Genomic DNA, 20,352 nt, shown 5'->3' on the forward strand with positions numbered 1-20,352 from the left:
CCGCATGAAGCACCGCCGAATGTCCGACCGATTGTTCAGTCTGACCGTCTATGCGCTGCTCTCGGGGCTGGCGCTCACCATCGTCCTGCCGATGATGCAGGTGCTGACGATCTCCGTCAGCCCGCTGGCCGTAGTCAACCGGTACGGCTTCCACCTTATCCCGACTGCGTTCGACTTCAGCGGCTACCGTCAAGTGTTCCACAAGCAGACCATCTGGACCGGCTACGAGAATACGCTGATCCGCACCGTCCTCGGGACATCCATCACGATCGTCATGACCTTCCTCGGCGCTTATCCGCTGTCGAAGCGGCAGCTGCCGCACCGCGCCTTCTGGACCGGCTTCATCGTCCTCACGATGTTTTTCTCCGGCGGGCTCATCCCGAGTTATATGCTCGTCAAAAATATCGGCTTGATGAACACCGTCTGGTCGCTTGTGCTGCCCGGCGCCGTCAGCGCCTTCATGCTGCTGATCGTGCGCAATTTTATCGGCTCGCTGCCCGAGAGCCTGGAGGAGTCGGCCAAGATCGACGGCGCGAACGACGTGTATATCCTCTGGAAAATCGTCGTGCCGCTCTCGATGCCGATTCTGGCGACCGTCGCGCTGTACGCCGCCGTCGATCACTGGAACGCCTGGTTCGACTCCATGCTCTACATTCGGCAAGAGAAAAAGCAGGTGCTCCAGCTGATCCTGCGCAAGATCATCATCGACGGCACGGCCGATCCCTCTACGACCGGCGCGGCGGATGCGATGAACGCGCCGACCAACAGCCAGGCGATGAAGATGGCGGCGCTGGTCGTCACCATGCTGCCGATCATGTGCGTCTATCCCTTTCTCCAGAAGTACTTCGTCAAGGGGACGCTGCTCGGCTCCGTCAAAGGTTAATCACCGGTTCATCCGGGTTAACAATATCCATATTTGGGAGGAATAAAGATGGCAACGAAGACGAAAAAAAGGGCGGTCGCCGTCATCCTGCTGGTGACGATGCTGGCAGCGCTGATGGCTGCGTGCTCGGGCAACAATGACAGTCCGTCGGCATCGGCAGGCGGATCGTCGAGCGGTACGGCAGGGGCGAAGAGCACGGAGAGCGCCTCGCCTGCGGCGACCGAAGAGGCGCCGGTCACGCTGGATTGGCTCGCCTACAACTCGTACGGTCAGCCGGATGCCAACGCGTCGCTCGTACAGATGGTCGAGAAGAAGTTCAACGCCAAGTTCAACGTCTGGTACGTCGACAATCAGAAGTGGGTCGATCAGCTGAACGTCAAGTTCGCGGCCGGCGAGATGCCGGACGTGCTGCAGATCCGCGAGCAGATCCCGAAGTACGTCGACAACGGCATCCTCGCCCCGATCCCGGAGGAGAAGATCCGCGAGCTCGCGCCGACGTACGCCGCGACGATCGACAAGTACGATCCGAACCTGTGGAATGCGGTCAAGTACGACGGCAAGATCTACGGCCTGCCCAGCATCAATCTGGCGGGCGACTATCCGACCGTCGTCCTCTGGCGCCAGGACTGGCTCGACAACGTCGGCATCACCAAGATTCCCGAGACGCTCGACGAATTCGAGGCCGCGCTGCTTAAGTTCCGCAACGACGATCCGGACAAAGACGGCAAAAAGGACACGTACGGGCTGTCCAGCTTCGCGATTCCGTTCGTGATGGGCGCGTTCGGCTATCCCGGCAACAATGCCAGCTACGTCATGAAGGACGGCAAGATCACGTTCGCGGCGATCCAGCCGGAGATGAAGGACGCGCTCACGGTTCTGAACAAGTGGTACAAGGAAGAGCTGATCGATCCGGAGTTCGTCACGGGCGAGAACACCGGCGGCTACTGGGCCGACTCCCAGGCGATGTACAACGGACGGATCGGCCTGACCGGCAACGGCATGTTCTATCAATGGCGCAACGAGCTGTTCGGCGGCGACGACCAGGGGGGCGGCCAGTATCAGAACTTCATCAAGGCGCAGCCGAACGGCAAGCTCACCTTCGGCAAGCCGCCGGTCGGACCGTCAGGCAAGTCGGGTACGCTGCAATGGGGCGTGAACAGCACGGCCGTCGGCATCACGACCAAGGCGGCAGAGAACCCGCGCAAGCTCGAGACGCTGCTGAAAATGCTCGAAACGACGTTTACCGATTACGACTATTATCTGACCGTCCTGCGCGGCAACGAAAACGAGGATTGGAAGAAGGTCGACGACACCGGCAAGGTGCAGATCCTGAACCAGGCGACGAGCGTGGCCGATCTGTCCAAGAAGGGCATCCAGGTGTTCAACATCATGAACAGCCCCGACTTCGACAAGAAAGCGGACGCGGACCTGTACAAATTCGCCGACTCCAAGAAGACGACGGGCTACCCGCCGGTCATCGCGCCGGCGGTGGACAGCTATGCCAAGTATGCGGGCGATCTGTATAAGCTCGCCACCGAGACGTACATCAAGATCATTCTCGGCGAACAGCCGGTGTCCAGCTTCGATGCCTTCGTCACGAAGTTCAAGGCCAACGGCGGCGACGAGATCGAGAAGGACGTCAACGAAGCGTACAACAAAATGCTGGGCAAATAAGACCAGTCGAATAAGGCCAGTCAAATAAGACCAGTCGAATAAAGCCAGTCAATTTTTGAACGACCGGGAGGGCGAACGCCGATGCGGCACTGGAAAAGCACACCTTACTTTACGCGGCTTCTTGCCTTCAATTCGCTGCTGATTCTCGTCATCGGCGTCGCTCCCCTGGTTATCGCTTTTCAATATATGATGTCCGCCTACAACGGCGAACTCGCCAAGTTCAACGTACAGTCGGTCAAGCAGATCCGGAGCGCGATTGACGGACAGATCCTGAAGCCGACCGTCGAGGCAGCGAACCACAGCCTGACGGAGTCGGCGACGGGCGAGCCGCCGCTGCTCTACCCGATGCTCCATACGATCCGCGGGAACTATTCGTCCATGACGGACGTGACCGAGACGCTGTCGGCCATCGAGGCCCAGCTCTCGTTCGCCGCGTCGGTCGACATTTACTACAGGAACAACGACGTGTTCTTTTTCGGCACGAAGTTTTTTTGTTATATGGACCAGTCGGCGTGCAAGCTCGGATTCCGCGAGCGATGGCTGCAGCAGCTCGGGCAGGCCGGGACCCAGGTCGCCTGGTACACGGTCGACGCCGAGGACAATCCCGATTACGAGCGGCTCATCAGCTATGTCCGCAACTATCCCTACTTCGCGCCGCCCGACAAAAGGAAGGCGGTATTCGCCGTTAACTTGAAGGAGAGCGCGATCCGGAGCAAGCTGGCGCAGTCGCTGGCTGCGGGAAGCGGGCTGATCTTCGTCGTCGACGGCGACGGCGCGCTGATCTCGAGCAACGCGAGCGCAGGGGAGGAAGAGGAATTCCGCCGCGCGGGCATCCGGTTCCCGGAGCGCGCGCCGGCGGCGGACGAGGAGCAGCCGATCGAGAGCTTGAAGTGGGAGGGCAAGGAGGCGGTCGCCGCGTTCGCCGATTCGGAGATCAACGACTGGCGGTACGTGACTGTCGTCGAGAAAAGCGTCTTCTACAAGCGGGCTGCACATATCCGCAATCTCATGTACGCGCTGGGCGGGGCGCTGCTGGCGGTCGGCCTCGCGCTCGTCTACATGCTGACCAAGCGGGCGCACAGGCCGATCGGTCTTACGCTGCGGGAGTATTCGCTGCGGATCGACGATCTGAACGGCCAGCTCGCGAGGCACGAGCCCGTCATCAAGTACCATGGCATCATGAGCCTCTTGACCGGCACGGGCGTGGCGGGAGCCGGCGGACAGACGGCCGATATGCGGCTGTTTCTCGACCTGCATCTGCGCGAGCCGTATTTCTTTTGCTTTGTGCTGATATCCGCAGGCGGCATGGACGGCGAGAGCCGCAGCGGCGTGGCCGCGGCCTACCGGATGGCCGAGCGTCTGGAGGCGGCGGGCTCCCCGCATTGCAGAATATGGGCAGTCGTCTCGCCGGAGGGCTCGATCTACGGCATCGTCAACGGCTCCGATCCGGAGGGGGAAGCGGACGAGCGCGCGCTGCTCGAGCAGCTCGAACGGCATGCCGACGAGCCGTGCAGCCTGTGCCTCGGCAGCAGGTACGCGATAGCGGAGACGGCGCCCGCCGTCTCCCACCGCGAAGCCCGCGAGGCTGCGGCGTACGCGTACTTTTACCCCGAGCGGCAGGTCATCCGGTATGCAGAGCTTGGGACGGCGTCGCGCCAGGATAGCGGAGGACCGGCGAGGGCGCCGGACGAACTGGCGGCCGCGCTGCGCGCCGCTGACGAAGGCAAGGCGCTGCACGTCATCCGGTCCGCGATCGAGGAGGCGTCGTCCGGCCGCTATACGGCGGATTACGGCAGGCAGCTGCTCGGGGAACTGGCCGCGTCGCTGGGGAAGACGCTGAAGTCGCTGGGCATCGGGGCGCGGGAGCTGTACGGCTGCGAGCTCCGGGAGCGCGCGGCGGGCTTCGCGAACGCAAGGCTGTTCGCCGCGTGGATCGAAGAGGCGGCCGGCCTCGCGATCAGGGAGATCGAGGCGCAGCGCAAAGGCGCGGATACCGAGCTGAACGCGAGGGTCAAGGCGTACGTCGAAGCGCATCTGTGCGGCGAGCTCGGTCTTGACCGCATCGCGGAGCATATCGGGGTGACGCCCAATTACCTGAGCCGGTTGTTCAAGCTCGGCGCAGGGATCACGCTGATCGAGTACATCACCGGCCGCAAGCTGGAGAAAGCAGCCGAGCTGCTTCGCGAGAACCGCCATTCGGTCGGCGAGATCGCCCTGATGCTCGGCTATCAATCGCCGAATCATTTTATCCGGATTTTCAAGGAAAAGTACGGACTAACGCCGAAGCAGTTCCAGAAATCGGGCTGCTAGGCGCCAAGAGGGAGATTGCGATGATTCTGTACCGCGAACTACGAGAAGCGATATTGTCCGCAGGGCCGAGGCCGGATACGCTGGCGGGAGGCGCGCTCGCGCCCGCGATTTTGGCGGAGCTGAAGGAGGAGCCGCATCTCGCGACGCTTCTTCAGGAGATTCGGGAGGAGGCGCGGCGGGCGGTCAGCGAGCCCGTGCCGCCGCTGTCGTTCGCCGACTTCAGCCGGTTTGACGCCGCGGGGACGCGCCGGGAATACGAGCAGCCCTACTTCGAACGGAGGGGCCGGCTGCTCGCGCTCGCGCTGGCCGTCCTGCTGGACGACGCCGATGCGGGTGTCTATGTCGAAGCGCTGGAAAATATCATTTGGGACATTTGCGGCGAATACGCCTGGGCGATTCCGGCGCATCTCCCTGACATGCGGGGGATGGCGCCCGAAGGGGCCGTCGCGCCGAACCGGACCGTAGACCTGTTCGCCGCGGAAACCGCGCACGCGCTCGCCGAGACGCTGTACCTCCTCGGAGACCGGCTGCATCCCTGGGTCGCGTCCCGGATCAGGGAGGAGGTCGAGCGACGCGTGTTCCGGCCGCTGTTCGAACGGTCCACTCATTTTCTCTGGGAGGCGGTCACGAACAACTGGGCCGCCGTATGCGGAGGCGCCGCGGGCATGGCGGCACTGCTGCTGATCGACGATCCCGTACGGCTGGCGGGCGTGCAGCACCGCATCGTCAGCGCCATGGAGAGCTTCCTGGCCGGCTACGGTGAAGACGGCTGCTGTCCGGAGGGTGCCGGCTACTGGAATTACGGCTTCGGCTACTTCGTCTACTGGGCCGAGATGCTCCGCGATTATACCGGCGGCGCCGTCGACCTGCTGCAGCGGGACAAGATCAGGCGGATCGCGGCGTTCCCGGCGGCCGTATCGCTATCCGGTTCCCTGTGCGTCAACTACTCGGATTGCCAGCCGGCCATGATCGCGAACACGGGACTGATCAGCCGGCTGTGCGATCGGCTGGGCGTGTCGCCGCCCGAGATGACGGCGGTCCCCTCGTTCCATGCCGATCACTGCTACCGCTGGCCGCATCAGCTCCGCAATCTGCTGTGGACGAATCCGAAGCGGATGAACGTGCGGAGCGCCGACCGGAACTGGTATTTTCCGAGCACGGCTTGGCTGATCGCCAAGCGGAGCGCGCCCGGCGGCCTGCTTGCCTTCTCGGCGAAGGGCGGGCATAATCACGAGGCCCACAACCATAACGATCTGGGACACTTTATCGTTCACGCGGGAGGAGAGACGCTGCTCGCGGACCTCGGGGGCGGCGTCTACACCCGCGAATATTTCGGCGAAGAACGTTACTCCTTTCTCCACAACGGCTCCCAAGGGCACTCGGTTCCGCTCGTTAACGGGCTGCCGCAAGCGCCCGGTGAGCGGCATCGCGCCGCGGTCGTGGAGGTGGAAGCGGGACAGCGAGTCAGAGTAGAGCCGGAGGCGGGACGGGGAGCGGCCGACACGCCCGTGGCGCCCGTGGTGTTCGAGCTGGACCTGACAGCGGCCTATCCCGAGGAGGCGGGGCTCGGCGCCTTCTTCCGTCGGTTCGAATGGCGTTGCGATCCGACGCGCGGGCACGCCGGGCTGACATTGACGGACCTGTTCGAATTCAGCGGGACGGGGTCTGCCGAAGACGAGAACAGCGTTACGGAGCATTTCATCAGTGAGTACGAGCCCGTCGTCGGCGCCGGCGAAGCCGTGTGGCGGGGGGAGAGAGGTATGGTTTCTTTGCGTTTCGATCCTGCGCGGTTCCGTGCGGCAGCGGAGGCGATCGATACGCATCGGCACGACGGCAGTCCGATGAAGGTGTATCTGCTCAGACTGCATGCGGAGCGGCTGCCGCGGCAATTCGAATGCAGCTTTGCCATAGACTGCCGCCTGACGAGCTAGCGTGCGGCGGACGGAGGCGATATAGACACCGGCGTCAGCTTCATGCGACGGTCCGTCCGCTCAGGTGGACTTGTGCCGGTAATCCTGCGGCGTCAGGCCGTAATGCTCCTTGAACAGCTTGATGAAGTACTGCGGCTTGTGGTAGCCGATCGCCGCAGCGACGTCGCTGACCTTGAGCTCGGGCTGCCCGAGCAGCAGCTCCTGCGCCCGCTGCATGCGGGCCCTGTACAGATAATCGCTGATGTTCTCGCTCATCTTGCTCTTGAACAGCGACGACAGGTACGCCGGATGCAGGCCGACATGGTCCGCCGCCGACTGGAGCGTGGCATCGGCGAGCCGTTCCGCGATGAACTGCTGCACCTTGCGGATGAGCGCGGCCTGCTCGTTGTTCCATTCGCTCTTGGTCATCTCCTGCAGCCGGTCGAGCGTATGCGCGACCCATTCCTGGAGCTGGCGCATATGACGGAACCGGCCGGCGTCGCCGGGCTTGTCGGGCTCGGACGGGAACACGTCATGCAGGCTGAGCCCGCTCTTGTGGGCAAAAAAGCTGAACGCCCCCATCGCGTGATAGTAAAGCTCGAGCAGCGTCTCGCGCGATTCCATCCCCTTGTCGGCGACTTCCTGGAAGACGGCATCCCACTTGGCGCGGATCGCCGCCCATTGGCCGATCTCGGACAGCTGTATGAACGTCGGCGACTCGTACAGGCTGTGTAGGCGGTAGGGCAGCTCGGGCGCGGCGGCGTCCTGCAGGCGGATGAGCAGATCCGTCCCGCCGCCGAGCTGGCGGGAGAATACGGCCAGCGAATCCCGGTACATGCCGCGCAGGCCGCGCGACATCACCTGCCAATCGCTCAGGACGACCGAGATGCTGCTCTTGAGAAACTGCCTGACATGCTGCTGCAGCCGCGAGGCCAGATGCTCGAACGATTGCTGCCGGGCAAGCTCGGGCTGCGGGTCCTGCGCCAGCCACGTCTCCTCCCGGACCTTGAGAATGAATACCTCATAATCATAGGCATCGCGGCCATGCCAGACGTGGAACAAATCCGAGAACGTCTCCTCCGCGATGTTGGCGACGGCCGAGGCGAGCAGCGACTGGTCCCGCCAGTTCAGCTCCTCCGCGGACGACTCGATGCGCAGCAGGCACATCGCCGTCAGGTCTCCCGGCACGAACGGCAGCTGATAGTAGGCCAGCTTCTCCTCGAGCAGCTCCGGCGGCAGCTTCCGCCCCTGGAGCAGATCCGTCAGCAGCTTCTCCCTGAACAGCGGCATATGCTCGCGGACCAAATCCATCGCCTTCTGCTGTCTGCCACGCTCGTCCCACTCGAGGCGAAGCGCCTCCGTCAACCGGCGTACCGTGCCGGCCAGCTCCTCGTGATCGACCGGCTTGAGCAGGTAGCCGTCGACCTGCTGCCGGATCGCCTCCTGCGCATAATCCCATTCCCCGTACCCGGACAACAGAATGCTTTTAAAGTGCTTGTCGTATTTTTTAAGCTGCTGAATCAGCTCCAGACCGGAGATGCCGGGCATGCGGATGTCGGTGAGGACGATGTCGACAGGGCATGTCTTGCAAAATTCAAGCGCCTCCTCGCCGGAGAACGCCTTGTGCACCTTGCCGATCCCAAGCGCCTGCCAGGGCATGTTGCGTTCGAGACTGTCCACGAGGTGAGAGTGGTCGTCGACGATTAGCAGCTCATACATGCCTTCACCCCCCATGGTTCGATTCCTTGAGACTCCTTGCAATTCCTTGCATTCGCCTACTGCCTACGATACCACGGCAGCCGCGAGAGCGGCGCCTCGATCTCAAGCGCGGCGGGGCCTTCGACGAGACTGCCGTCATCGCCCAGCCAGCGTCCTGCCGGGAAATGAACGATTCTGGCCGTCTGTCCCTTGACGACGACCGGCGCGACGAGCAGGTCCGAGCCGAGCAGGAACTGATCCTGCACGAGTTCGTAGCCTTGGCCCGGATACTCGAACGCCAGGCTGCGCAGCATCGGCAGACCGTCGACTGCGGCCTGACCGGCTAGCGCCAGCAGCTCGGGACCGAGCGCGGTGCGCAGCCGCACGGCGTCCAGGCACCAGGCCAGCTCGTCGCCGCGCAGCACGCGCCAGGGCGCCATGGAAAACTGCATGACCGGGAACAGTGCGGCGCACTGGGCATACCGGACGAACAGCTCGCTGTCGAAGCGGAAGTCCGGGGAGTTGATGTCGCCGTCCATGCCGCCGCCGATCATGTCGGGACAGTTGAATGCGTAGCCGAGCAGCCCCTGCGCGATGGCGTTCGGGATCAGCCCGCCGAGCCCGCCTGCGTCCCAGGTGTGCGTCTTGTCCCGCTGGCGCTGGATGAGCGCCTGGCCGCCGAGCTTCCAGCACATGCGCAGCTCGACGAGCGGATAGCCGACGCCGAGAGACGCGTAGGCCTCGCAGTCCTCCAGCTGGCGCAGCGGGCGCGACCAGGCGACAGGCTGCGTCACGTCGGGCGCACCCGGCAGGATCGGCTCGCCGGCGTCGAGCTTGAAGCCGTCCACGCCGTAGTCCGCGATCAGCCGGTCCATCTGCTGCCGGAACCAGGCTGCGCCTTCCGTCTTCGTATAGTCGACGACGGCGCTGTAGCCGTTCCACCACTGACGAAGCACGGGTGCTCCGTCCCCGCCCTTCATGAGCAGATCGCCCCCGCGCAGTTCCTTGAACAGTGTGCAGTCCGCGCTCACATAGGGACACATCCACAGCATCACCTTGAAGCCCATGCGGTGCAGCTCGGCGACCATGGCAGCCGGATCGGGGAACCGGTGCCTGTCGAAGTCCCACATGCCGTAGTCCTGCATCCAGTTGTCGTCGACGATGAGGATGCCGGGCGGCAGCCCGTTCGCCAGAATCGATTCCGCGTAGCGGATGATCTTGTCCTGCGTGGGCGCGTAGAACATCTCGATCCAGGTGCAGTATTGCGGCGCCGTGAAGGCGAGCGCGTCGGGCATCCGGCCGGACGGCGGGAAGTGCGTGCGGCTGGCATGCGCGTAGGCGCCTTTGAGCGAGCCATGCCCTTCTTCCAGGATAACCTCGTCGGCGCCGGGCGAGACGGTCAGTCCTTCCTCGTCTGCGCGGAAGGCGAACGGCTCCTCGCTCCACAGATACCGGCCGTGGCTGGAGAGGAGCAGAGGGGAGGCCTGATTGTCGTCGGTCATGCGCAGATCTCTCGCATGGACCGTTCGTCCGAACGGCATGGCGCTGCCTTCGTTGATGACGCCGCCCCACCAATATTCGCCGGGCAGCCTGGCGATCGATATGTCGTTCATGTCTCCATTCTCCTTGTCTGTAACGGACGTTTGCGGGCGGATGCCATCGATTTTTTGCGTCCTCGTTCAGCTGATTTTTGCTTCAGTTTTAATTATGCAGACAACGCGGACGGCTGGAAAGCGGATCTGAAGAATGTGGTTGCAATCTTAAAATCGGGGCATATCACCGTGCAAATCCCGTGCTTTATGATGAGAGCGTCAAGAGCTCACGACGATCATCAGCCAAAAACGAGGGGGATATCACGATGAACGCAACAAAAAAATCGAAAGCGGCGTCGGCGGCCGGCGTACTGCTCGTCGCTTCGCTGGCACTGGCTGCCTGCGGCGGCAACTCAAATAACGGAGGCAATGCGGCCAGCAGCGCACCGGCATCAGGGGACGCTTCGAGCCCGGCGGCCAGCAAGCCGGCAGGCGGCGGGAAGAATGTCACGATCTCCTATACGATCTGGGACAAAAACCAGCAGCCGGCGATGGAGGCGATCGCCAAGGCGTTCACCGAGAAGAATCCGAACATCAAGGTGAAGGTCGACGTCATCCCGTGGGGCGACTACTGGACCAAGATGTCCGCGGCCGCGCCGGCCGGCACGCTGCCGGACGTGTTCTGGATGCACGGTGGCCAGTTCATCAAGTACGCGACCGGGCAGTTCCTCGAGCCGATCACCGACAAGGTGCAGGCCGGCGAGATCAATCTGGACGACTACGCCTCGAACCTCGGTTCGATTTACACGCTCGACGGGCAGAACTACGGCGTGCCGAAGGACTTCGATACGATCGGCCTCGCGTACAACAAGGAGCTGTTCGATCAGGCGAGCGTTCCGTATCCGGACGACACATGGACCTACGAGAAGCTGGCCGAAGTGGCCAAGAAACTCAGCCAGCCGGACAAGGGCATCTACGGCTTCGGCGCCAAGCTGGATACGCAAGCCGGCTACTGGAACGACATGCTGGCGAACGGCGGCCACATTCTGAACGACGACATGACCAAATCCGGCTATGACGAGCCTGCTTCGATCGAGGCGCTCCAGGCCCGCTATCAGATGATTCTCGACAAGGCTTCGCCGACGCATCAGCAGATGACCGACACGGACACGGTCGATATGTTCAAGTCCGGCAAGCTCGCGATGATTTTCGACGGCTCGTGGGACAACGGCAACCTGGCCAGCAGCGACATCATCAAGGGCAAGTACGACTGGGCGAAGCTGCCGATGGGCAAGGTCAAGCGCGGCAACATCATCAACGGCCTCGGCAACGTCATGTCCGCCAAGGGCAAGCACAAGGAAGAGTCATGGCAGTTCCTGAAGTTCCTCGGCTCGAAGGAAGCGGCGGACATCACGGCGCAGATGGGCGCGGCGATCCCGGCGTTCAACGGCACGCAGGACGCATGGGTGAAGTCCAAGCCGGACATGAACCTGCAGGTGTTCATCGATCAGACGGCGGACGCAGTGCCTTATCCGAGCGGCTCCAAGTCGTATCCGGTCTGGTTTGCCAAGGAGAGCGAGATCATGTCCCAGGCATGGGGCGGCGCGATCTCGGTCGAGGAAGGCGCCAAGAAGGTCGCGGCCATGATGAATCAGGCGATCGCGGACGCGAAGTAAGCATCTGAGTTTCCGTCTCAAGAGGTAATATCGTCGAAGGCGCTCCCGCTGGCGGGACGCCTTCGGCCATGATGGGGTGAAGGAAATGCATTCGAGAAGCAGATACGCATGGGCGTATATCATGATCGCTCCTACCTTGATCGGGACGCTGGTATTCTGGCTGTGGCCGGCGATCTACTCGGTTTATCTGGGCTTCCTGAAGTCCGAAAATTTCGGCATGGACAATCACTGGGTGGGCCTCGCCAACTATGAGCGATTGTTCAAGGACGAAGAATTTTGGCAGAACCTTCGCAACACGATGCTGTACGTCGTACTGTTCGTGCCGCTGACGATCGTGCTGTCCACGTTTTTCGCCGTTCTGATGAACGCGAAGATCAAGGGCAGGTCCGCTTACCGGGTCATCTACTTCCTGCCGCAGGTCACGATGGCCGCCGCTGCGGCGATGGTGTGGGTCATCATTTTTGCGCAGGATTACGGCCTGCTGAACTCCGCGATCGGCACGCATATCGCCTGGATCTCGGACAAACGGTTCGCCATGTACGCGCTCGTCTTGGTGGGCGTATGGGGTGCGATCGGCTTCAACATGCTGCTGATTCTGGCCGGCCTCCAGGGCATCCCGCGTCCGCTGTACGAAGCGGCCGAGCTCGACGGCGCCGTCGGCTTCCGCAAGTTCCGCTATATCACGCTGCCGCTGCTGACGCCGACGCTGTTTTTTACGTCCATCGTGCTCGTCATCGGCGCCACGCAAATTTTCGACAGCATCTACCTGATCATCGGCAAGACGAACGTCGCGCTGCCTTCCGTGCGCTCGCTCGTGTACGCCTACTACCAGAATTCGTTTATTTACTACGATCAGAACTACGGGGCGGCGATCGTCAATATCCTGCTGCTCATCAATCTGATCCTGACCGGCTTCCAGTTCCTGATGCAAAAAAAATGGGTGGTTTACGACTGAGGAGGTACGAATATGAGCGGCGTCGCCTCTGCCAAGCGTAGAAGCAATATCGTCATTCACCTGATTCTCATCGCGGGAGCCGTCATCATGGTGCTTCCGTTTATCTGGATGGTGCTCACGTCGCTCAAGACGACGACCGAGGCGACCCAGATTCCGATTCGACTGTTCCCTGCCGAGCCCAGCCTTCGCGGCTACAAGGATGCGCTCGCGCAGTCCCCTTTTCTGCACTACTACGCGAACACGCTGATGGCGGCGTTTATGAAGACGCTGTTTCCCGTCATCTTTAGCGCCATGGCGGCGTTTGCGTTCGCGCGCATTCGTTTTCCGGGCAGCGCCCTGTGCTTTTTCCTGATCATCTCGGTCATGATGGTACCGAACCCGGTGTTTTACACGCCGCAGTACATGATGATGAGCAAGCTCGGACTCGTTAACACGGTGACCGCGCTCTGGATCGCCTCGCTCGTCAGTCCGTTCGCGACCTTCTTGCTGCGGCAATTTTTCCTCGGCATCTCCAAGGAGCTGGAGGAGGCCGCCGTGCTCGACGGCTGCAACCCGTTCCAGATCTTCCGCCACATCATGCTCCCGCTCGTGAAGTCGGCGCTCGTCGCGATCGTCATCATCCAGTTGCTCTGGTCGTGGAACGATCTGCAATGGCCGCTCATCATCAACAGCTCGCCGGAGAAGCTGACGCTGTCGGCCGGACTTGCGACGCTCGTGTCGATGTTCGGCACGGACTATCCGGTGCTCACGGCCGGCGCGTTCATGGCTGTCATTCCGATGCTCGTGCTGTTCTTCATCTTCCAGCGCCGGTTCATCGAGGGCGTTGCGTTCAGCGCCAGCAAGGGCTAAGGCTGGGGGCTCCCCGGCCGGGGAGTTGTGATCGCAAGAGGTAGGCTGGAGCGGCGCAGGTACTGTGTAAGCGAGGAAAGCGCTGTTGCAGCGCGGTGCGGACGTGTGCAGATCGCTGTAAGCGAGGAAAGCGCAGTTACAACGAATCGGCGCGAGGAGGAGGCGGTTCAAGTCTGCCGCCATGCTCCTTTATATTTTTGTGATAACGCTATCATTGGAAAATAAACAGTCAAGGAGGATTCCGATGAATCCATTATCGGCCCGTCATATCCGAAAATCATCATTCAGCGTGTTGCTTGCGATATGTTTGCTCCTGAGCACCGTGCTGGCGAATGCGGCGCCGGGCAGCGCCAATGCCGCGGTCCCCGACCCGGCGCGCGTGCCGGTCAATCCCTATCCGAGCCCGGTGGCGGACAGCGCGCTGGCCAGGCACGATCTGACCGCCGCGCCGAGTCCGCTGGACAATCCGCTCAAAGGCTTCGCCCCCTTTTATCCGTGGGAAACCGAGACCTCGCTGCCCCACAGCCTGGAATGGTTCTATGTACCGCTCAAGGCGGTCATGAGCGGGCCGGACACATTCACCTTCGACGCCGGCATCGAGCCGCAGCTTAATGCCATCGCCGCCAGAGGCAATCAGGCGGTGCTGCGCGTCTATCTCGAATATCCCGGCGAAGCCGACGCGATCCCGCAGTTCATGCACGACGACGGCATTGCGATTCGTCACAATGACGCCTTCAACCAGGACGAGCCGGATTACGACGACCCGCGTATGGTCGCTTATTTGACCAGCTTCATTCAAGCGTTCGGCGCCAGGTACGACGGCGATCCGCGCATCGGCTTTATCCATATGGGCCTCGTCGGCCTGTGGGGCGAGTGGCATACGTGGCCGTACGACACGGACACGAGCAATGACAGCTACCCGAACCATATGCCGAACGCCACGACGATCAACGCCATTTTCAGCGCATATGACACGGCCTTTAACCACACTAAATTAGAAGTCCGCAATCCGGACTTGCCCAACGCGGGCGATTACGACATCGGCTATCATGACGACTCGTTCGGCTTCAAGGAAGGGGACCCGCTGCAGAGCGTGACCCAACCGGAGAGCATGGGCGGCGCCTACTATTCGTTTTTGACGCAGATGCTGGATGCCGGCTCGGAGAACAAGTGGATCACGGAATCGATCGGCGGCGAGGTCCGCCCGGAGATTCAGAGCAGCTTCTTCAGCGGCGGCGCCAATGTCGACGATGCAATCGACGACATCGAGCTTGCCCATGCGACATGGATGATTAACCAGGGCGGCATCAGCAACTATAGTGCGAACGATGCCAAGGTGGCTGCGGGCATCCGCAAGATGGGCTACGATCTGAACGTAAAGAGCGCTTATTACAACAATGTGGCGCAGGGCGATCAGCTCAAGGTCGGCGTGACCATCCAGAATAACGGCGTCGCGCCGTTCTCCTATCCCTGGAAGGTGCAGTTGGGCGTCAAAAATGCGTCCGGTAAGCTGGTCAAGCAATGGAACACGTCATGGGATATCACGAAGGTTCAGCCTGCGCAGATCCGCACGTACCCGGAGTGGAACGTATCCGGCAACCCGAAGTATGTGCCGTTCGGCGAGCCGTATTATTTCGATACGACGATCTCCGATCCGGCCTTAAGCGACGGTTATTATTATCTGGTCATGAAAGTTGTAAATCCGCTTGAGGAGATCAGCAACAAAGCGAAGCGGGTCGGATTCGCGAATGCGGATCAGGACAAGGAGGGCTGGCTTAATCTCGGTACGGTGCTGATGGGCAACTGCGCAGCGCCATGCTCGCAGCCGCCGACAACGCCTCCGCCTCCGCCGACGAAGCTGCTCGTCGATAATTACGACGGGACGCCGGCCTGGTCGGGCAGCACGCAAAACGATCTCAATCAATGGACCGGCTCCAGCAACTTTGCCAACGGCGGCGGCGCGGGCGTCGTTGAAGACGGCGCGCTGGTGCTGCAATATCAGAATATGTCGCGGCTGGAGACGAATATCGGCCGCAACTTGGCCGCTACGAGCAAGCTCGTCATTCGTGCGAAGGGCGCCGTCGGCGGCGAAGAAAGCCAGATCAGCCTCACGGTCGGCGGCGTTACCAAGACGCTCGGTCAATTCAGCGGCGACACCATGACGACTAGCTATAAGGATCTCGTGATCGACCTGCCTGCGAATGGCGTGGATCTGTCGCAGACGATCTGGAGCATCGCCCTCGCGCAAGCGACCTGGAATACGACAGGGACGATCTATATCGATGAAATTTACTTCACGGACAAATACGAAGCGGATGCGGAGACAGGAGGCAACGGCAGCGGCAACGGAAATGGTAACGGCAACGGAAACGGCAGCGGTAACGGTAACGGCAACGGCAACGGCAATGGTAACGGCAACGGAAACGGTCCGGACACGCCGACGAATCCGGGCACAGGCACGCCTGGGCTGATCGAGAACTTCGAGTCGTATGCGGACGATGCGGCTGTCGGGCAAGCGTGGACTGAGGCCTGGTCCGACAAGCCGGGCTCGGTGACGAGAGCGCTCGGTGTGGCGAGCGGCAGCAAGGGCCTCAAGCTGTCCGTCGCCATCGCGGATTCGGAATGGTCGAATATCATCCACGCGATCCCTGAAGGCAAGCGGGATTGGTCGCGGTATGACGGCTTGAGCTTCTGGGTGAACAATACGACGAGCGACAGCAAGGACTTCAGCTTGAACGTCGCGCTGCAGACGCCCGTCACCAAGGGCGAGTTCGGGTTAAAGGAAGGCGGAGCTGCGCTGACGCTCGCCGCCGACGGCATCTGGCGCGCGGCAGCGTTCAACGGCGCTTCGCTGAACGTCCCCGCAGGCTTCAGCGGCGTCGTCAGAATCCCTTGGGATCAATTCGTTCAAGCCGGCTGGCAGTGCGACGGCGATCAGGCCGCATGCGCGGCTGCGCTGGACCCGAGCGAGATCGACGGACTCCAGTTCGGCTTCCCGCCCAAGGGCTACGCTCACAATGTCGTCACGATCGACGACATCGCGCTCTACCGGGCAGACCGCGTCCTGGACAGCTTCGACACTTATGCGGACGATGCCGCGCTGCAGAACGCCTGGCGGATCGACTGGGAGGACGGCGATCCGTCCGTGCTGCGGACGCTCGACAAGACGAACGTAGCGAATGGCATGCAGGCGATGAAGCTCTCCGTTTCCCCGACATCCGGCAAGCCTGCGTCCAATTGGATCAACATCAAGCGTACGGCGTTTGCCGGGACGGACGCAGATTGGACCGACTACGACGGACTAACCTTCTGGGTGAACAATGCGTCGCCGGGCGGCAAGAACATGGATCTCAACGTAGCGCTGGTGACGGATGCTTCGAAGGGCGAATTTTCCTTGAAGGCCGGGGGCGCCGTCCAGTTCTATAACGCTGCGGAAGGCTGGAAGACGACCACACTTGGCGGAGGTTCGCTGTCGATTGCCGCAGGCTATAAAGGCATGGTGCGCATTCCTTGGAGCGCCTTCGCCCAGTCTTCCTGGCAGAGCTGCGGCGCTTGCGACGCCGCCTTCGACAGAAGCAAGGTGCTGCAAATTCAGTTCGGCTTCGGCCCGGCCAGCCAGTCGGACAATGTGCTCACGATCGACGCGCTCGGCCTGTATGCGCTGGCGGGCAGAACAAGCGGCGGCGACGGCGGTCCCTCCGGACCGGAGCCTGTAGACCATCCGGGCGCGCCGGCCTGGGCGACGGCAGAGGGGACGCATGCGCTCACGTATCGCAGCTCGCCCGTTGACAATCCGCTCAAGGGCTTCCTTCCTTTCTACGATGCGTCCGAGGAAGCGTACTTCACGGCAGGCGACGATTGGAGAGACCGTCCGACCCAACTGCCGTACAGCATGGAGTTTTTCTACCTGCCGCTGAGCAAGCTCATGAACAATCTCAACGACTTCGACTGGACGGAGCTGGACAAACGGCTGGAAGCGGTGGCGGCCAGAGGCAATCAGGCGGTATTCCGCGTGTATCTGGACTATCCGAACAAGCCTTCGGGCATCCCGCAGTTTCTGATCGACGAAGGGCTGAAGACGTTTGCCTATGAAGGCTACGACAACGGCAAGGATGCCACGAGCCTGGCGCCCGATTACAACGACGAGCGCTTGATGGGGGCGTTGGACAACTTTATCGGCGCGCTTGGGGCGCGTTATGACGGCGATCCCCGGATCGGATTCATCATGATCGGCCTGATCGGCTTCTGGGGCGAGTGGCATACGTACCCGTACGACGGCAACTTAAAGTCGCCGAACCTGATGCCGACCGACGCCAACCTGAAGCGGGTGCTGACCGATATGGACGAGGCGTTCGACAGCACCCAGCTCGTGCTGCGTTATCCGATGGACAACGCCACGCTGAAGACGACGAATTTCGATGTCGGCTATCATGACGATTCGTTTGCGTTCCAGACGCTGCCGCCGAGCCTGGGCGGACAAAGCTGGCATTTCTGGGGCCGCATCAAGGATGCGTCGGCTACGGAGTTCTGGAAGACGAACAGCATGGGCGGGGAGATGCGGCCCGAGATTCAGGTGAAAATGTGGAACAACGATCCGCCGCGCTACAATGAGCCGGCTGCGCCGATCGAAGGCGCGCAGGGCGAGGATTATTACACCAGCCTGAATCTGACGCACGCTTCCTGGCTGATCGCGCAGGGCATCTTTCAGACGCCGCTGGATGCGGAAGCGCTGGCGAGGGCGACGGAAGGCTCGCGCAAAATGGGCTACGAGTATCATGTGCCGACTGCCTATCTGGACGCCGCCGACGGCAAGCTGAAGGTTGGCGTAGAGCTGGAGAATAGAGGCATGGCGCCCTTCTACTACAATTGGAAGGTCGAGCTTGCTGCCCAAACGGACAACGGCATCGTCAAAATATGGGAGCCGGGTTGGGATTTGAAAGACATCCTGCCGAATACGAACGGCTTCGACGGCAACAAGCTGTTCGAGTCGACGAGCAATCCGGCGCTTGGCGACGGAACCTATCAGATTCTGATGCGCTACGTGAATCCGCTCGAGCAGGTCAATGCGGACGCCAAGCCGTTCCACTTCGCGAATGCCGAGCAGCATGACGGCGGCTGGCTGAACCTGGGCAGCGTCGTCGTATCCGGCAGCGCGGCCGAAGCGCCGGTGCGAGTGACGAGCCTGACGACGAATACGGCGGAGCAGTTGAGCCTGGCGCCGGGCAAGAGCGCGCAGATCAATGTCACCGCTGCGCCCGCAGCGGCAAGCAATACAAGAATCGTATGGTCCTCGGCAGACCCGACAATAGCCTACGTATCTGCCGCAGGCATGGTCAAGGCTGCAGGCGAAGGCCGGACCGTGATCACGGCCAAGACGCTTGACGGCAATATGGCGAAGCAATTCCAGGTGACCGTGTCCTCCGAGTCCGAGCCGGAGCCGGAGACGAACAATCCGCCTGCCGGCGGCACCTCTGTGACGCCTGCGACACCGGCGCCGGAGCCGACGAAGGATGGCGTCAAGCTGGATCGGACGGCCGTGAAGACGGTGCACGCCAAAAACGAAGACGGCGTCACGGAAACGACGGCAACGATCGATGCGATGCGGCTGAAGGAGGCATTCGACGCGCTCGTCAAGCAAGCGTCGTCGATCTTCAACACAGTCACAATCGACGTGAAAAACGACGGCGGCAGCGTGAAGGTTCATATACCGTCGTCGGCGCTGATCGATGCCGCGAGCAAGCTGCCGGGCGCGTCTATTCTTGTGCAGACGGATCTGGGCAGCTACAGAGTACCTGTCTCCGTGTTGGGACTGTCTTCGATGGCGGAAAAGCTTGGCGTAAGTGCCGATGCAATGACCATCCGTATCGACATCAACAAACTGGCAGGCACGGCAGCGGCGCAATTGTCCGCACAGGCGGCCAAGGCCGGCCTGACCTTGCTCGCCCCCGCGCTGGAATACGACATTTATGCGGAGGCAAATGGAAAATCCGTCGTGATCGCCGATTTCGGCAGCACCTACGTCGAGCGAACGATCGTCCTATCCGGTAAGGTCGATCCCTCAATAACGACAGCCCTGCTGTACGACCCGGCGACAGGCGACTTCCGTTTTGTGCCGGCCGTATTCCGGGCAAGCGGCGACCGTACGGAAGCCGTCGTCAAGCGGAACGGGAACAGCATCTACACGGTGGCTTCCGGCAGCCGGACGTTCGCCGATCTGGACAGCCACTGGGCCAAGGCGGATATCGAATGGCTGGCCTCCAAGCGGATTGTCAACGGCGTCACGCCAAGCCGCTTCTCGCCGGACAGTTCGATTACGCGTGCGGAGTTCGCCGCCCTGCTCGTCCGTGCGCTCGGATTAAGCGCGCCGGCAGCGGCAGCTTCGTTCAGTGACGTCGCCGCAGCGGACTGGTATAATGAGGCGGTCGAACAGGCGGTGAATGCGGGTATCATCGAGGGCTACCAAGACGGTACATTTAAACCGAACGACCGCATTACCCGCGAGCAGCTGGCCGTCATGCTGTCCAGAGCGCTGAAGTATGTGGATCAATCCGCACTGGCTGGCGACGCCCCAGCCACGTTGCTCGAGAAGTACGCGGACAAGGAAGCGATCGGCGCTTGGGCCAAACCGGCGGTCGCTCAGCTGCTTGCCGCCGACATTCTCAAAGGAAAATCGGCAACGACGATCGCTCCTGACGCGAATGCAAGCAGGGCCGAGGCGGTTGTGCTGCTCAAGCGGTTTTTGCAGCACGTATCCTTCATGAACTGAATACGGACCTCAAGGAGAGCGCGCATGACTTTCGATTAAATTCGAAGTCATGCGCTCTTCGAGGTTAAAGGTGGTCAAGTCCAGATGAGACGGCCCAGC

The 20,352-nt window shown here is 61.7% G+C and carries 10 protein-coding genes; 8 read left to right on the top strand and 2 right to left on the bottom strand.

Going from position 1 to position 20,352, the window contains the following annotated elements:
- Positions 1-4 precede the first annotated feature (4 nt).
- The 4 genes from VQ071_RS01950 (at position 5) to VQ071_RS01965 (ending at position 6,798) form a co-directional block, all read left to right on the top strand.
- A complete protein-coding gene (locus VQ071_RS01950) occupies positions 5-883 on the top strand; it encodes a carbohydrate ABC transporter permease (protein ID WP_340512152.1) in 879 nt (292 codons plus the stop codon).
- A 48-nt stretch (positions 884-931) separates the two neighbouring features.
- Positions 932-2,557 carry an ABC transporter substrate-binding protein gene (locus VQ071_RS01955; protein WP_340512153.1) on the top strand — a complete coding sequence of 542 codons (1,626 nt, stop codon included), beginning with the start codon at positions 932-934 and terminating at the stop codon, positions 2,555-2,557.
- Positions 2,558-2,638: 81 nt separating this feature from the next.
- Positions 2,639-4,867 (top strand): AraC family transcriptional regulator, encoded by a 2,229-nt coding sequence (locus tag VQ071_RS01960; protein WP_340512154.1) that lies wholly within the window; start codon positions 2,639-2,641, stop codon positions 4,865-4,867.
- 20 nt (positions 4,868-4,887) lie between these two features.
- Complete coding sequence (locus VQ071_RS01965) at positions 4,888-6,798, top strand: heparinase II/III family protein (protein WP_340512155.1); 1,911 nt, start codon at positions 4,888-4,890, stop codon at positions 6,796-6,798.
- A gap of 60 nt (positions 6,799-6,858) precedes the next feature.
- Here the strand turns inward: VQ071_RS01965 and VQ071_RS01970 are convergent, their stop codons facing one another.
- Entirely contained in the window at positions 6,859-8,496 is a 1,638-nt protein-coding gene (locus VQ071_RS01970; protein WP_340512156.1) for a response regulator, read from the bottom strand.
- Positions 8,497-8,552: 56 nt separating this feature from the next.
- A complete protein-coding gene (locus tag VQ071_RS01975; RefSeq protein WP_340512157.1) occupies positions 8,553-10,088 on the bottom strand; it encodes a glycoside hydrolase family 31 protein in 1,536 nt (511 codons plus the stop codon).
- Positions 10,089-10,333: 245 nt separating this feature from the next.
- On the opposite strand from VQ071_RS01975, the gene VQ071_RS01980 reads away from it, so the two are divergent.
- From VQ071_RS01980 to VQ071_RS01995, 4 genes are all read left to right on the top strand, one after another.
- Positions 10,334-11,683, top strand: coding sequence for an ABC transporter substrate-binding protein (locus VQ071_RS01980; RefSeq protein ID WP_340512158.1), 1,350 nt, complete (start codon positions 10,334-10,336; stop codon positions 11,681-11,683).
- A gap of 85 nt (positions 11,684-11,768) precedes the next feature.
- The gene (locus VQ071_RS01985; protein WP_340512159.1) at positions 11,769-12,638 is read left to right on the top strand and encodes a carbohydrate ABC transporter permease; all 870 of its coding nucleotides are present in this window, start codon (positions 11,769-11,771) and stop codon (positions 12,636-12,638) included.
- A 12-nt stretch (positions 12,639-12,650) separates the two neighbouring features.
- Positions 12,651-13,487 carry a carbohydrate ABC transporter permease gene (locus VQ071_RS01990; protein WP_340512161.1) on the top strand — a complete coding sequence of 279 codons (837 nt, stop codon included), beginning with the start codon at positions 12,651-12,653 and terminating at the stop codon, positions 13,485-13,487.
- A 244-nt stretch (positions 13,488-13,731) separates the two neighbouring features.
- Positions 13,732-20,253 (top strand): S-layer homology domain-containing protein, encoded by a 6,522-nt coding sequence (locus tag VQ071_RS01995; RefSeq protein WP_340512162.1) that lies wholly within the window; start codon positions 13,732-13,734, stop codon positions 20,251-20,253.
- The last annotated feature ends 99 nt before the right edge of the window (positions 20,254-20,352 follow it).

The organism is Cohnella sp. 56 (assembly GCF_037963805.1).
Taxonomy (GTDB): Bacteria; Bacillota; Bacilli; order Paenibacillales; family Paenibacillaceae; genus Cohnella.

Excerpts from the sequence above, each read along its gene's own strand:
- VQ071_RS01950 (WP_340512152.1), top strand. The coding sequence starts at position 5 with ATGAAGCACCGCCGAATGTCCGACCGATTGTTCAGTCTGACCGTCTAT.
- VQ071_RS01955 (WP_340512153.1), top strand. The coding sequence starts at position 932 with ATGGCAACGAAGACGAAAAAAAGGGCGGTCGCCGTCATCCTGCTGGTG.
- VQ071_RS01960 (WP_340512154.1), top strand. The coding sequence starts at position 2,639 with ATGCGGCACTGGAAAAGCACACCTTACTTTACGCGGCTTCTTGCCTTC.
- VQ071_RS01965 (WP_340512155.1), top strand. The coding sequence starts at position 4,888 with ATGATTCTGTACCGCGAACTACGAGAAGCGATATTGTCCGCAGGGCCG.
- VQ071_RS01970 (WP_340512156.1), bottom strand. The coding sequence starts at position 8,496 with ATGTATGAGCTGCTAATCGTCGACGACCACTCTCACCTCGTGGACAGT.
- VQ071_RS01975 (WP_340512157.1), bottom strand. The coding sequence starts at position 10,088 with ATGAACGACATATCGATCGCCAGGCTGCCCGGCGAATATTGGTGGGGC.
- VQ071_RS01980 (WP_340512158.1), top strand. The coding sequence starts at position 10,334 with ATGAACGCAACAAAAAAATCGAAAGCGGCGTCGGCGGCCGGCGTACTG.
- VQ071_RS01985 (WP_340512159.1), top strand. The coding sequence starts at position 11,769 with ATGCATTCGAGAAGCAGATACGCATGGGCGTATATCATGATCGCTCCT.
- VQ071_RS01990 (WP_340512161.1), top strand. The coding sequence starts at position 12,651 with ATGAGCGGCGTCGCCTCTGCCAAGCGTAGAAGCAATATCGTCATTCAC.
- VQ071_RS01995 (WP_340512162.1), top strand. The coding sequence starts at position 13,732 with ATGAATCCATTATCGGCCCGTCATATCCGAAAATCATCATTCAGCGTG.